At 44.0% G+C, this 15,171-nt stretch carries 13 protein-coding genes; 10 read left to right on the top strand and 3 right to left on the bottom strand.

Going from position 1 to position 15,171, the window contains the following annotated elements; all coding sequences use genetic code 11:
- The first annotated feature begins 16 nt into the window (after positions 1-16).
- The 10 genes from BWI96_RS21200 to BWI96_RS21245 all read left to right on the top strand — a co-directional run bounded on the left by BWI96_RS21200 (position 17) and on the right by BWI96_RS21245 (position 11,518).
- Positions 17-538 carry an NADH-quinone oxidoreductase subunit J gene (locus tag BWI96_RS21200; RefSeq protein WP_106638495.1) on the top strand — a complete coding sequence of 174 codons (522 nt, stop codon included), beginning with the start codon at positions 17-19 and terminating at the stop codon, positions 536-538.
- A 156-nt stretch (positions 539-694) separates the two neighbouring features.
- Positions 695-2,029, top strand: a complete 1,335-nt coding sequence (argH, locus tag BWI96_RS21205) for an argininosuccinate lyase (protein WP_106638496.1) — start codon at positions 695-697, stop codon at positions 2,027-2,029.
- 71 nt (positions 2,030-2,100) lie between these two features.
- Complete coding sequence (locus BWI96_RS21210; RefSeq protein ID WP_106638497.1) at positions 2,101-2,622, top strand: gamma carbonic anhydrase family protein; 522 nt, start codon at positions 2,101-2,103, stop codon at positions 2,620-2,622.
- A gap of 233 nt (positions 2,623-2,855) precedes the next feature.
- Complete coding sequence (locus BWI96_RS21215) at positions 2,856-3,869, top strand: transaldolase family protein (protein ID WP_106638498.1); 1,014 nt, start codon at positions 2,856-2,858, stop codon at positions 3,867-3,869.
- A 97-nt stretch (positions 3,870-3,966) separates the two neighbouring features.
- Positions 3,967-4,722 (top strand): 3-deoxy-manno-octulosonate cytidylyltransferase, encoded by a 756-nt coding sequence (kdsB, locus tag BWI96_RS21220; protein WP_106638499.1) that lies wholly within the window; start codon positions 3,967-3,969, stop codon positions 4,720-4,722.
- 109 nt (positions 4,723-4,831) lie between these two features.
- Positions 4,832-5,410 carry an adenylate kinase gene (locus BWI96_RS21225; protein ID WP_106638500.1) on the top strand — a complete coding sequence of 193 codons (579 nt, stop codon included), beginning with the start codon at positions 4,832-4,834 and terminating at the stop codon, positions 5,408-5,410.
- 272 nt (positions 5,411-5,682) lie between these two features.
- On the top strand, positions 5,683-6,687 hold the full coding sequence (obgE, locus tag BWI96_RS21230; protein WP_106638501.1) for a GTPase ObgE: 1,005 nt from the start codon (positions 5,683-5,685) through the stop codon (positions 6,685-6,687).
- A gap of 235 nt (positions 6,688-6,922) precedes the next feature.
- Complete coding sequence (locus tag BWI96_RS21235; protein ID WP_198555336.1) at positions 6,923-7,720, top strand: hypothetical protein; 798 nt, start codon at positions 6,923-6,925, stop codon at positions 7,718-7,720.
- A 35-nt stretch (positions 7,721-7,755) separates the two neighbouring features.
- Positions 7,756-8,481, top strand: a complete 726-nt coding sequence (locus BWI96_RS21240; RefSeq protein ID WP_106638503.1) for a hypothetical protein — start codon at positions 7,756-7,758, stop codon at positions 8,479-8,481.
- 196 nt (positions 8,482-8,677) lie between these two features.
- The gene (locus BWI96_RS21245) at positions 8,678-11,518 is read left to right on the top strand and encodes a sialate O-acetylesterase (RefSeq protein WP_106638504.1); all 2,841 of its coding nucleotides are present in this window, start codon (positions 8,678-8,680) and stop codon (positions 11,516-11,518) included.
- A 380-nt stretch (positions 11,519-11,898) separates the two neighbouring features.
- On the opposite strand, the gene BWI96_RS21250 is transcribed toward BWI96_RS21245, so the two are convergent.
- The 3 genes from BWI96_RS21250 to BWI96_RS21260 form a co-directional block, all read right to left on the bottom strand.
- Positions 11,899-13,662: a tetratricopeptide repeat protein gene (locus BWI96_RS21250; RefSeq protein WP_157830484.1), complete on the bottom strand. Its 1,764-nt coding sequence runs from the start codon at positions 13,660-13,662 to the stop codon at positions 11,899-11,901.
- Between the two features lie 238 nt (positions 13,663-13,900).
- Positions 13,901-14,881, bottom strand: a complete 981-nt coding sequence (locus BWI96_RS21255) for a PstS family phosphate ABC transporter substrate-binding protein (RefSeq protein ID WP_157830485.1) — start codon at positions 14,879-14,881, stop codon at positions 13,901-13,903.
- 23 nt (positions 14,882-14,904) lie between these two features.
- Positions 14,905-15,132, bottom strand: a complete 228-nt coding sequence (locus BWI96_RS21260; protein ID WP_106638507.1) for a hypothetical protein — start codon at positions 15,130-15,132, stop codon at positions 14,905-14,907.
- Between the last annotated feature and the right edge of the window lie 39 nt (positions 15,133-15,171).

The raw sequence follows: 15,171 nt of genomic DNA on the forward strand, positions 1-15,171 counted from the left end.
TGACCTTTATTAGTTTATGCCTATCACTGCCGATAAAATCTGGTATATTCTGACGGCTCTGACTCTAATCTCCGCATTAGCAGTCATTCTGGTCAGAAATCCGATGTATAGCGTTCTTTCGCTGGTCCTTACGTTTTTCCTGCTTTCCTGTCATTACTTTTTACTTAATGCACAATTCCTCGGCGTAGTAAACATGATTGTTTACGCCGGGGCGATCATGGTACTTTTCCTCTTCGTCGTGATGTTCCTAAACTTGCGGGAATACCGGGAAGAAACGAAAAATAACCTGACCAAAATTGGAGCCTTCGTCATGGGTCTGGCGATTCTGGGAGCCATTATCGCTTCGATTCGCCGCCTGCAATACCCCATGCCTCCAAGCGAGCAGTTCAATATTAAAACGGGTTATGTCGAAACCCTGGGTGATCTGTTATTCCGGGATTATCTGCTTCCTTTTGAATTAGTTACCGTCCTGTTTTTCATTGCTATGGTCGGGGCAATTATCATTGGAAAGCGTGAAAAAGGAGAGCGTCACTTCTAGGTTACGTTCTTATTCATTAGTACCAAACCCCGTATCCTCCACAGGTCTGCGGGGTTTTTCTTTTATTGCTCGCTCCTTTTTCGGTTTTTTGCGATTCGATTAGTGGATTACCCGTTTCAGCTTTTCCTGCAAACGCTAAACTCTCAACGTTTAAGAATGAAATTGTGGCAAAAAGAAGGCGTTTCGACTTCTGAAAAAATAGAAAAATTTACCGTCGGTCGGGATCGTGAAATGGATTTATACCTGGCTCCCTTCGACGTACTGGGTAACCTCGCTCACGCCCGCATGCTCACCTCCGTAGGTTTGCTGGAAGCAGCCGAACTGGGCGATCTGGAACGTGAACTGAAGGAAATCTATCAACAGATTCAGGCGGGGAATTTTGAGATTGAAGACGGCATCGAAGACGTTCACTCACAGGTAGAACTGATGTTAACCCGCAAACTAGGCGACATTGGCAAGAAAATTCACTCCGGTCGCAGTCGTAACGATCAGGTTTTAGTCGATCTGAAACTTTTCACCCGGGATCGCCTGGAGCAGATTACCCAGGAAACCAAACGTGTATTTGACACGCTGATGAAGCGTTCAGAACAGCACAAAAACGATTTGTTACCCGGTTATACGCACTTACAAATCGCCATGCCTTCGTCTTTCGGCTTGTGGTTTGGAGCTTACGCGGAATCACTGGTGGATGACGTGGCTTTACTACAAACGGCTTACCACTTCGCCAACCGTAACCCCCTGGGAAGCGGAGCGGGTTATGGCTCTTCCTTCCCGCTGGATCGTCAACAAACGACAGATTTACTGGGTTTTGAAGGCCTGCACTATAACGTCGTTTACGCCCAGATGAGCCGGGGAAAAACGGAATGGATGGCTTTAACTGCCATTGCGAACCTCGCCCAAACGCTTTCGCGACTGGCGATGGATGTTTGTTTATACAACTCCCAAAACTTCGCCTTCCTGACGCTACCCGATGGATTAACAACGGGCAGCAGCATCATGCCGCACAAGAAAAACCCCGACGTGGCGGAGTTATTACGCGGTAAAACCAATCGACTGAAAGCTCTGCCGATGGAGGTAACGTTGGTGCTGAGTAACCTGCCTTCGGGGTATCACCGCGACATGCAGTTACTGAAAGAAATCCTGATGCCCGCCATCGAAGATATCTTGGATTGCCTGGACATTACGGCCTATATGCTGGAAAATATTCAGGTAAAAACGGAATTGCTAAAAGACGAAAAATACGACTTACTCTTCAGCGTCGAACGTGTGAATGAGCTGGTGATTGAAGGTGTTCCTTTCCGGGATGCCTATCGTCAGGTAGGAAAAGAAATCGGCGATGGCAGTTATACCGCTTCCCGCGATCTGAAACATAGCCATTTAGGAAGTATCGGTAACCCTGCTAATGAACAAATCACGGAGCTAATGAACGCTCAATTGCAAGGCTTTGGCTTCGAGCAAGTGCACGCCGCGATTGAACAGCTATTAGCCTAATTTGATAGCAGATTCTCCGCTGCCAGCAGAAAAGCTGGCAGCTTTGTTTTGCAATTTAATCCCTCATCGTCATGGCCTTAATTCTTCCCGTTCAGAATCATAAACCCGAATTCGGGCAAAATTGCTGGCTAGCCCCTAATGCTACCATCGTTGGAGACGTGATCATGGGTGAAGACTGCACCGTTTGGTTCAACGCCGTCATTCGGGGAGACGTGAATGCTATTCGCATCGGTAACCGCAGTAATATTCAGGACGGAGCTGTGATTCACTGTACGTATCAGAAAAGTCAAACCATCATTGGCGATTACGTCAGCATTGCACATAATGCCGTCGTACACGGCTCCACCATCGAAGACCGCGTGCTGATTGGCATGGGGGCCATCGTGATGGACGGAGCTGTGATTGGTACCGGAAGTATCATCGCCGCTGGAGCCATCGTTACCCAAAACACGATTGTTCCTCCCGGAAGTATCTACGCGGGGAACCCCGCCAAACTGCTAAAACCTGTCTCCGAAGCCGCCGCCGAGGTTTTTGACCGTACCGCTAATAACTACGTCATGTACGCTGGATGGTTCAAAGAACAGGAATGGTAAGTCTATTTTCCGGGCGTTCTGGTCTTGTTACTTGATAAGAATAACGTCTTCTTAAAAACGAATCCCATTTCTCGTCAGATTTTGCTTTAAAATCACCAACTTTGCAGCCGCTTCTCTGGCGATTTACTTTGCCTGAAAACAAGTTTGATCCTATTCATTAAAAAGGTTTTCCTGCACACTCGGTTATCCAGCGAGATAATCCGACTTGGAAACTACCTAATGCTACTACACACATGGAGTTGTATCTTGATTCTGCTGATTTAAAAGAAATTAAAGAGGCTTTTCAACTCGGTTTCCTGACCGGCCTTACCACTACCCCTACTTTTATGCACCGCGAAGGTGTTCGTGATCTCGACGCGACCATCGTGGAGCTTTCTAAAATTGTTCCTGTTCTTCAAATCGAAGCTTTAGGTGAAACAGCAGAAGCCATCGTAGCGGACGCAGATCGTCAACTGGCTTTAGGCTTAGACCCTCAGCGTACGGTTTTCAAAATTCCAGTATCGCTGGAAGGTGTAAAAGCCTGCCGTATGTTGGTTGATCGGGGTTTGAAAGTAAACGTTCACCTCGTTTATACCATTCAACAGGCGTATATGGCAGCCGTTGCCGGAGCAACGTACATCTGCGTACTGGCCGGACGGATGCAGGATCAGGGGTACGATGCCCTGACGCTGATCGGAGACGTAGTGGAACTGGTAGACGCTTACGGTTTCGATTCGAAAGTAATGTTCTCGTCGGTTCGTAACACCGAGCACGTTCGTAACGCCATCGATCTGGGATGTCACACCATTACTGTGCCCTGGAAACTGATGAAAGCCCTGACTGAAAATAACTTCACGGCCATCGGAACGAACCAGTTCATTGAGCATACCCGTCTGATTACGGTGACCGTAGGACAGGCTATTAATAGCATCAATCCTATCGTTACAGAAGATTTATCGGTAACGGAAGCCATCGTTAAAATGACGGAATTTGGTTTTGGTTGCGTAACCGTAGTAGACGCCGCAGGTAACCTGAAAGGCGTATTCACGGATGGTGACCTTCGTCGTAAACTGGCTGAATTCGGTCGTGATATTCTTTCAAAAACCATGGGTGATTTCGAATACGGAACGCCGATTTCTATTGAAAGTACACAGTTACTGGATGCGGCTGCGGCTATTTTCAAGAAAACCAGCGTTGATACCATTCTGGTGACTGAAAACGGTAAACCTGTAGGTATGCTGGATATTCAGGATCTGAAAAACGACTAAATATTTTTAGTTCGATAAAGCAATTGCCTCCTTTCGGATTTATGCCAGAAAGGAGGCAATTTTGTCATTACCTCATCCGTTACGATTTTCCAAAACTATGGTACTCGGAATTATCCCCGCCCGTTATGCCTCTACCCGCTTTCCGGGTAAACCCCTGATTGATATTCACGGGAAGAGCATGATTCAACGCGTCTATGAAGCCACGAAAGCCGCTAATTTCATTGATGTCATTGTGGCTACTGATGATATTCGCATCGCCGAACACGTGCAGGCTTTTGGCGGAAAAGCCGTCATTACCCGGGACGATCACGTCAGTGGTACGGATCGCTGTGCGGAAGCTCTGACTATCTATCTGGAAACTCACCATACAGGCGATACCGAGATTCAATACGTAGTTAATGTTCAGGGAGATGAGCCTTTCATTAACCCCATTCAGATTAATGAACTGATTGCGGCTCTGGATGGTAATGTAGAATTAGGCACCCAAATGCTGAAAGTAACGAATGCCGAAACTCTTTTCGATCCGGGTGAAGCTAAAATCGTACTGAATGCCCAGGGAGAAGTGATTCTCTTTAGCCGTCAGGCCATCCCTTACCTGCGAAATGTCGATCCTGCCGAGTGGCATTTACACCATACCTATTACCGTCACGTAGGCATGTATGCCTATCGCAAGGATATTCTGGCTGAGATCACGAAACTAGCTCCTTCTCCTCTCGAAAAAGCGGAATCTCTGGAACAACTTCGCTGGCTGGAAGCAGGCTATAAAATTCAGGTCGTTGAAACCACTTACGATTCTCCCTGTATCGACACTCCTGAAGATTTGAACAAGCTTACGCATCTGTTCAACTCCTAACCGGACAGTACCTTACAGGAAAAATTGTCCGAATGCTTTCTGTTTTCAGGCTGTGTTGTACCTTTGCTGCCCTGAAAAAATCGTTTCATTCTGAATATCAACAAGTCTCATGCTTAATTTGGTACTCTTTGGCCCTCCGGGAGCCGGGAAAGGAACCCAGAGCGAAAAATTGATTGACAAATACAAGCTCGTCCATTTATCCACCGGCGATCTGCTTCGCTCTGAAATCAAAGCAGGTACCGAACTGGGTCTAAGGGCCAAATCACTGATGGATCAAGGATTACTCGTTCCTGATGAAGTAGTGATTGGCATGATCGACAACAAGCTGAAAGAGAACAAAGAAGCCGCTGGTTTTATTTTCGACGGGTTTCCCCGTACGGTAAAACAGGCAGAAGCTTTAGATACCCTTTTGGAAGAAAATGGCACGGCCATTTCAGCCATGGTAGCTCTGGAAGTAGAAGCGGAAGAGTTAACCCGCCGTTTACTGGAACGTGGTAAAACGTCTGGCCGTCCCGACGATCAGAATGAAGAACTGATCCGCAAGCGGGTTCAGGAGTATAATGATAAAACCCTTCCGGTAGCGAATTACTACCAGAATCAGGGCAAATACTCTTCCATCTACGGAATCGGAGCCATCGAAGCTATTTTTGAGAAAATCTGCACGGCCATAGAAAAAGCTACCATTTAGTTCATCTAAAAGGCTGTGCATCGTAGGCTGTTTCGGGAAATTTACTTCCGAAACAGCCTATTTCATTCAAAACATTTTAATCATCAGGTAGGTTTTAAAGGTAATTAACTTGCCAAAACCGCCTAATCACCTTTTCAATAGAAAGACCGCACCAAGCAGCTATCGCGGTAGCTGAGGGATAATCCTGTATCTTTGTGCAAAATTTCATTGCAAAGCAACCATAATCTTCATATCGGTGTCAGAATAACCGGATATGAGTACTTAACGAGGCTGTGACTACTAACTTTATTGATTACGTAAAAATCTGTTGCCGTTCAGGTCCTGGAGGAGCTGGATCTTCCCACTTTCGTCGGGAAAAACACGTCCCGCTGGGTGGCCCAGACGGTGGCGATGGCGGACGTGGCGGACATATAATTCTTCGTGGCAGCACGCAGGTCTGGACTTTATTACACCTTAAATATCGGAAACACGTTATTGCCACTAAAGGTCAACCCGGTGAAGGCGGTCGTCGCACGGGAGCCCGGGGGGAAGATGTGTTTCTGGAAGTACCGCTGGGAACCGTAGCTAAAGACGCGGAAACGGGAGAGGTTTTATTCGAAATTACCGAAGATGGCCAGGAAGTGATTCTGCTGGAAGGCGGTCGCGGTGGCCTGGGCAACAGCCACTTCAAAACCTCTACGAATCAGGCTCCGCATACCTCACAACCCGGTGAAGAAGGGCAGGAAATCTGGTTCATTCTGGAGCTGAAAGTGTTGGCTGATGTAGGTCTGGTAGGATTCCCTAATGCGGGTAAATCAACCTTGTTATCGGTAGTATCGGCAGCAAAACCTGAAATTGCTGATTATCCCTTTACGACCATTGTCCCCAATCTGGGTGTAGTGCCCTATCGCGATTTCCGTTCGTTTGTCATGGCTGACATTCCGGGGATTATTGAAGGGGCCTCTCAGGGTAAAGGGCTGGGGCTACGCTTCCTGCGACACATTGAACGCAACTCTATCCTTCTGTTTGTTATTCCTTCCACTTCTGAAAATGTAGGCGAGGAATACGAAGTATTATTGAATGAATTAAGGGAATACAACCCGGAATTACTCGATAAACAGCGACTATTAGCCATTTCAAAAATGGACTTAATTACCGAGGAAGAGAAAAAAGATATCGAGAAACAAATACCTGCCGGAATACCTCATTTGTACTTCTCGGCAGTCACTCGCGAAGGGTTACGTCCTCTACTGGACTTAATCTGGGAGACGTTAAACGCTTCTCCTGCTAGTATCTAGTTTTTATAGATCCTGATTATTTATCAGGATCTATTCATTCGTTCAGCCTCAACAATCATTAGCCTTCAATCAAATGCTTGCTATATCGAAAGATACTAACAGTTTTAAATGGGTTATAGTATTAAGCATTATTCCTATATTACTATTTTTTTATACTTTTTTTAGTTACGTTAGCAATATACCTTTTCAGGACGATTATGATGCCTTATTAGAACCCGTTACGGCTTTTAAAAATATGCCTCATTTTTCCTGGAATGAGTTTGTAAAAATAATCTGGACTCAGGACGACGAGCGTAGAATTGTACTGGATCGGGTTATTGCTTTACTTATTTATGCCGTTCATGGAAGTCTGGATTTACGCATTCAAATGTTCGTGGGTTTGCTTTCCATTATTGGGTTATTATACTTCTTTTATACGATTATTAAAGGAGCCCAGTTGCCTGCTATTCTCCTCCTTTGCGGTGCTTTATTATTATTTCATATTCAGTATTACGAAGCCATTTTCTGGGGAATGATTCCCCTTCAGCATATCATCGTTTATTTTTTTGCGATTGGTACTTTTTATAACCTGTATTCCCCCACGCCCGTTCGAATCATTACCGCTGTCCTGATGGGAATACTTGCCATTTTCAGTGATGTAAGTGGAACCTTTGTTTTACCCGCTGGCATCGCCGTTCTGACTCTACAAAGACAGTGGAAGTACGTTGCCATCTGGGTGATAGCTATGGGTGCCATGATCTGGCTTTATTATCACAATCTAGAAATTCCGGCTTATCGGCCCAAGTTATCTGATAACCTTGCTCATCCCAAATTAATTATCTATAACTTTCTAGCGTTCAGCGGTATCTCAGCCGATGCCAACACTTTATTTGCCCATACCAACCGGGTAACCCTCATCCTGTTTACGGGGATGATCCTTTGGGGAGTGCTGTTCTATTATGTCTTTTTATTAATAAAAACAGCTTCTTCTCGCACGATATTTATGTTTTCCCTCGCTGGAAAATTACCCTTTGGGGAAGCATTATTCACCTAAGCATTATCATTATTGCTTTTGCTGTAGGTAGAGCGATGGACGGTCCGGATGCAGTCTTAATCAGCCGCTACAAACACATTGGATTTATCTGGTTAATCCTTATTTCTATTCTGATATTTACCCATCTTAAATCTAACTATATACAGCTAGGAAGTAAAATTTGGCTGGGGATCAGCCTCTGTATTTTTGGCTTCAGTTATTTTGAATACCTCGCCCCACTGGACTTTTATTACAAAGAAAGGAATACAGATATATATGGTTGGCAGCACAATCGGGCATTGCCTAGTTCGCCCATTTATGTGAGTCTAAAGTCTGCCGTTGATACGATTACTGAACAAGCCATAGCTTCAGGAATTTATCAATTGCCAGAACCTTATTTTTTCGATCAACCCTATCAAGTCGATTCAAGTCGTTTTCCTTTAAATGTGGATTACAATGATTCGATACTTTCCTTCCATAACGAGACCTATACGAGGAACACGGGAAAAAACGATGGGGCTTACATTGTCCTAAAAAGTGCAACTCAGAATCATATTATTCCAGGTCGTCAGAAGCGTTTCTCCTTGAAGTCTTACTTATTTTCAATGGGTAATAAGTACTACGCAAACGGATTTACAGGTAGTTTTTCAGCGGCTTATCTTTCACCAGATCAGGTCTATGATATCTATATTGTCACTATTGAAGGTCATAAAAAGCTCGTTCATCCCACCAAATACCAGATCTCAAACATTAATAGTCAAATCAGCGTTAAAGAGATTTAGGGTGGGTTCAGGTAAAGAATTTCGAACGTTGACCATCTGTGAATGAATTTTATTCGTTTATACTCAATGGTAATCATGGAATGCCAGGAAACTGAATAGCTAGTAAGCGGATTCTATTTCCTAATGGTTATTCATAATTTTGTTAGTGAGGGCTGCCAAAACTGGTTACTCTCTTTTTTTTGAAAACCTTTAACTCATGAGGTCTTTTCTCTATACTTTTATTTTTCTTCTGGGTTACTTATTCATTCCCTTTGCTTCTGAAGCTCAGGTAGTTATTACTTTCCCAATGGAACGAATCGTTTTTCAGCGAGATAATTCCAACAAAGCTACCGTTCAGATTTCCGGTAACTATTACCAATCTGTTGATCGAATTGAGGCAAAGCTTACACCCGTTAATGGGGGAACTGCCATTGATTGGACTACCATGTCACAGGTTTCCAATGGCTTTTTTTCAGGCTCCGTTTCGGTGACAGGCGGCTGGTATAAACTTGAAGTTAGGGGCGTGAGCGGCAGTACAATTGTGAATGCTCAGGCAGTTGAGCGAGTGGGCGTAGGCGAAGTTTTCGTTATCGCTGGACAATCCAATGCTCAGGGGATCACTGACTCCCGCGTTACCCCATCTGAACCAAACGATGACCGGGTTACTATTGCCGATGCTTCCAACTACGCAAATGGCTCTAGCAGTACTGAACCTAATTTTTATTTATACAATAGTAATACTGCGGCTTCTTCAAGTTACCCCCAAATGCCTAGGTATAAAAAGCTATCAGCCAACGATCGTGTTGCTCCGGTAGGACTAACGGCCTGGTACTGGGGAAAAGTAGGAGACGCGTTAGCTCAAAGGCTGAATGTACCCATCCTTTTTTATAATGCAGCCTTCGCTTCTACCACTGTTAAGAACTGGCGAGAGTCCTCTGAAGGAAATCGTACTCAAAACCGTTATTGTACCACTTGCGGTGAAGCTGGTTATTTCCCGGCGGGCTATCCCTATAACAATCTTAAAAACACGCTGAATTATTACGTTTCGTTAACGGGTGTACGTTCCGTACTCTGGCATCAGGGTGAAGCTGACGATGCAACTCTCCAAACTTCTACTGCTCAATACGTCAGTGATTTGACTTCAGTTATTCAGAAAAGTAGAGCTGATATGGGTTACAACCAGCTTAGTTGGGTAGTAGCCAGGGTAAGCTATAACTCTGGATTAACCTGGCAGCCTGTCATTAACGCCCAGAATCAGATTATTTCTTCAGTAGCTAATGTATACGCAGGTCCCAGTACGGATAATGTTGATATTCCACGTCTGGGACCTCCAAATGATGTACATTTTACGACCAATGGTCTACCATCAGCAGCAGAGGTTTGGGTTAACTCCCTTCTAACGTCTAACGTACTTACCAACTCTACTCCCAAGCTGGCTAACCCTCTGGTGAACATAACGGCTACCTGTGCTTCTAATAACTCGCTTACGCTCAGCGTCCCCAATCAAAATCCATATAGCTGGAGTAACGGACAAGCAGGAGCTAGTATTACCGTCGGTTCCGGAAATGCTTATATGGCCAAGATCAAAAACGGTAACACTACTATTTTTTCTTTCCCCTATAAGGTGCCCGATCGTCCGGCTATTGGAGGTAATATCTTGCAAGACGGCTCAAGTGTTTATTATTGCGAAGGAGTAACGCCAACCCTGGCGTCTAACTATAACATGGGTAATACCTGGAGTACTGGAGCAACTACTCAGAGCATCACTGGAGCGACTGGAGAAACGTATACGCTTACGTATAAAGATGTTCTAGGCTGTACTTATACTTCTGAATCCATTACCCTGGGACAACGCCCAAGACCATCCCAACCCAGCATCACGGCTGATGGAGCTCTCAGTTATTGTGCGGGAACAGATCGCACGCTTACAACGACGCAGGATGCGGCGGGTTATATCTGGAGTAATGGGGCCAATACCAAGAGCATTAAACCCCAGACTAGCAGTACCTATTCCGTACAAATCATTGATGCGAATCAGTGCCGCTCGGTTGCCTCTGCCGGCATTCAGATTACAGTTAATCCCATTCCGGCGAAACCTACTATTCAGGCTAATAGAACTATCGATGGCACCCGTACAGTAACGATCTGTGCTAACGAAACCGTAGAGTTAACCTCCAGCACTTCTGAAGGAACTTATCTATGGAATTACAATAATGCTACTACTTCCAGTATTACGACCAACACCGCTCGTTCTTACCAGGTTCAGACCATTAGCACGGCAAATTGCCCCTCGCCTAGCTCTGATCCTGTGTTGGTAAAAGTCAACGCATTACCAGCCAAACCAACAGCTACTGTAGTTTCAGGCGTTTTAGCTTTTTGTGAAGGCGGTACCGTAACACTCCGAGCAAATACCACTCAAACTCCTTCCTGGATATTGGCGGAACAAACGGTGTCATCTACGGCTTTGGTTACGGCTAAAATTAGTGGTGACTATTACGCTCAGGCTACGGATGCCAATGGCTGTAAAAACCGTTCTGATAAGGTAACGGTATCGGTTCGTCCAAACCCAGACGTTCCTAAAATTGCTCAGGTAGGTCCTTACACTTTACAGGCTCAGGCTAATGTGCCCGGAACCCGAAATTCATGGATTACTGGTTCTGATACCAGTACATTTAATTCCGTGTATTTCAAACCTTTAAAAGAAGGAACTTACCGGGTAAAAAGCGTGATTGAATATAACATTGCTCCCGTCGGTAAATTCGAATGTACTTCGGCCACCTCAGCAGCATTTACTTATGCTTACGATGCTAATCAGGATGGATTTGTGGTTTATCCAAACCCGAGCCCAACTGGAGCATTCACACTCGAAACGAAAGAAAACTGGCAAGGGGCTGAGGTAAGCGTTACAACGATGTCAGGAACTGTAATTTATAATGGCCGGATCAATGAGTTCAACGAACGTAAATTCATCGATCTAGGACGCTTACCAGGTATTTACATTATACGATTAAAGGCCGACGGCTTTGAAAGAAGTAAGCGTTTGACAATAGTACCTTAGAAATAGTACTTTACGAAAAACCGGACGCTAGTAACGTCCGGTTTTTTTATGCCCAGCCTATTAATCTAGCGGAACAGAAACTGGTCTTTGCCTATCGTTAACTCTTGACCTTGTGTATTTTTCATGCTATCCATCTCCTACTCCAACTATATACCTTGCTAATTACATATTCGAGTGGTTCATAGCGGAACTGTGAATATTGATGTTAATACTATCGTGACGTAATTGGTAACTGATATTCATGCAGTACTATACTGGTTATAAGTCATCTTTGAGGGTCAGCTTTTGTTTCTTCTTTGCGTCATTCGTTTATTAGCTCGTTAAAACAGAAGCAGCTCATCTTTCGATGAGCTGCTTCTATTTATAAAACTGCCTAAGTATTAGTTCTTAGCAGGAGCTGTAGATGCTTTAGCACCAGCTTTTGGTTTTGCCGTAGCCTTAGGCTTCGTCGCAGGAGCGGGAGGATTCAGGATACGGTTAGCTTCCGCGTTCTCAGGATCAAGTTCAAGAATCTTTCTCATGTACTCTTTTCCTTTGTCATTATCCTTCGTTACAAGGAAGTGATAAAGAGCGATATAACGGTTAGCTTCAACCATCTCACGCTTATTCTTCACGCTATCAGCTTGCGTAAGATACTTTTCGTAATAAGGTAACGCAATGCTTCTGTCACTTAAGATGACATTGGCACGTGCTTGCCATAACGGTGTAGAGTTAGCAATGGCCTGAATAGCCTCTTTCTGATCTTCCGTTAACTGCGTATTGCTCTTAACCGTACTATCAGCTAATCTACCCATTTTGTCAAAGGTAGCAACTGCCTGAGGAATCACAGTTGAATCTTTCGACGTCGAAATGTAGTAGTAGTAAGCTATTCCTTCACGGTAGTAATCCGCATAAGTAGGCTTACGATCAGGACGACTTTCTTTCCAAGCAATTGATTGCTCGTAAGCTTTCACTGCATCACCATAACGCTTCTGAGCTTGACGAATCTTCGCAATCTCTTCGTAGTTATTGAAAACAGTATCACCTAAAGCAGCAGCTTTTTCAAAATTTAAAACGGCTAATGAATCTTGCTTCAGCTCACGGTAATCAATTCCTAAGTAACGGTGATCATCTGGATACACCTTCTTAGGATTAGATTTCAGAAGCGTCTCCAGGTTGTTAGCACCATCCTGGTATTGGCCAAGCTCCGTCAAAGACCAACCTTTGATACGAGGCAGATCGGGATCATTTACTTTACCTTCAATTTTAGTCAAAGCGTCTACCACTTTCTGATATTGCTGGGCAAGGAAAGCAAATTTCACGTAACGAAGCGTCACGTCTGGCGACTCTTCTGAATACTGAATATACTTATCTAAGTTTTCTGCCGCATTCTTGTAATTACCAGCAAATAACCAAAGCTCAGCGAACTCCCAATAGACAGGAGCGAATTTTTCGTCAGCTTTAATGGCATCGTTAAAAGAGGTTTGGGTATTAGCGTAGTTTTTACCACGCTTCCAAACACGTCCCATACGAGTATTGGCCAGAGCAGCCATTTGGGGATCTGTTTGCAAACGAAGAGCTTCTTCGAAAGCAGAGATAGCAGGACCACCTTCGTTTTTAATCAGGAACGCATCTCCTTTTACCAATTGATACTCAGGACGATCTTTGTGCTTCTTCAAAGCAGCAATCTGATCGATGTAAGTTATTGCCTTACCAGGGTCGTTAGCTTGTCCTTTTTTAGTGAACAAGGTATACATTTCAGCAGCACGCCACAGAACGTCCTCATCACGACTTTTTGTCTCCGCCAGAGCCTGATCAATCAGAGCCGTAGCTTCTGGTAATTTACCCTGACCTAATAAAACGCCAGCTTGTCCTACCTTGTTAAGTGCAAACTTGCCCTTTGGATCATCGGCTACTCCTTTGTCAAAAGCAGCTTTAGCTTTGTCTAGGTACTCAGCAATTTTTGGACTGCCTTCCTCTTCGGCACTAGCCAGTCTTAAGTAGTAGTAACCTAAATAAAACTGATTTTCAGCAGAGGGAGAAGAAGTCGCCGCCTTTTCAAGAGCCTCGCGGGCTGAACCAAGACGGTCTCCTTCTAGTGCTTTTAGAGCTCCTGCAACTTCGGGAGATTGGGCAAAAGAGCTCGTTACACCCAAGGCCAGCATCCCGGCTACCAGTAACAGCGATTTGAATTTCACTCTCATCGTAGAAGAAAATTGGGTTTTGGGAAGGTGATACCTTACGTTAAACAATTTAAAATAAACAATTCGAAATTACTGCAATATACAGTGATTCTGAAAAAAATTAAATAATAATCTTTAGTTACAACACTTACGTTGCCAAATGTAATTACTATTCTAACGAATAAACTAAAAAAATAGTTACATTTTTTATTAAAAAAGATTAATTTTTAATTCTCCTAGCATTTAGGTCTTCAGCCTGAATGCTAAAATTACGGGTCTCAATGAGTCTAATCACTTGGGTGGCAGGTAAAAGTCCACTTTTTAGTACAATCCGTTGTCCGGGATCAGAGAGTACGTAGTTGATGAAACCTGTACCCAAGCCTCTTTTGGCTTCTTTTGTGATCAGATAAATATTTCTACTTAGGGGGTACTTCTTCAATGCAATGGCATACTGGTAAGGCTGAATATAGTCTTCCAGATTTGCCGAATACTTTGGAGCAACTCCCATTACTTTAATTCCCTTGGTAAAGGTGGGGTGTTCGGGATCATCAATATCACTGATCCAGTTAACTCCTATCACGCCAACGGCTCCGGGTGTTTTCTGTACATACTCAATTACTTCCTTATTGGATTTCACTGCGAACAAAGGAGACTGTTTTTTATCCGCAATTTGTAACGTATCTAGTAAATATTGAAGGTTACTAGAATTATCGTTATCCAGCACCAGCGTAATTTTACTATTGCTTTTACCGTATTTAAGCTGATTCCATTTCGTAATCTTTCCATGCATTACCTCTTTCAGCTCTTCGACTGAAATTAGAGTATCTTTGGATGAACCATGGGTAATGAAAGCAATGGCATCCGTAGCCATGTGCAAAGCTCTATACTTCAGGTTTGCTTTTTCAAAGACTTCTTTTTCGTCCGGCTTTAAATGGCGGGTAACCACAGCCAATCGAGTGGAATCCTTTAACATTAACTGAATGGCAGCTAGCTCAGGTACGTAGACTGTATTAACCTTTGCGTACTTGGTCTTTGCCTCGAAGGCTTCTTTTTCCGCCTGAATGATAGGCTTCAAAGATTCATCAACTGAAATCGTAATTTCTCCTCTGGAAACAGTTTCTTCTGATTGTTTATCTCCAGACTGGCAGGCCGTCAAAGCCACAGTCATTAATAAGAGGCTTTGAGCAAGATAAGACTTCACAGTTTTCATGACGATTAAGTATACTATTGTTCTTTTTGATTTCTTAGCCATCGGCGATAAGCCCAATAAATCTTCAAAAGACTATACCCAATGAATAATCCTCCTAAAAGCTGGGCGACTGGTTCCGATAAAATTCCGCTAGCGGCAAAAGTAGGTGCTGAGTCAATCAAATAGAAGCCCATTGCACCGTATCCTAGGGGAATAATAAAGCCAATCAAATCATTAATCTGTTCATTAGCTGGTCTAGGCATCGCTTTCTAGAAAAAATGGGTCAGATCCAAAAGATGCTG

This window comes from Siphonobacter sp. SORGH_AS_0500, from assembly GCF_002838835.1.
Lineage (GTDB): Bacteria > Bacteroidota > Bacteroidia > Cytophagales > Spirosomataceae > Siphonobacter.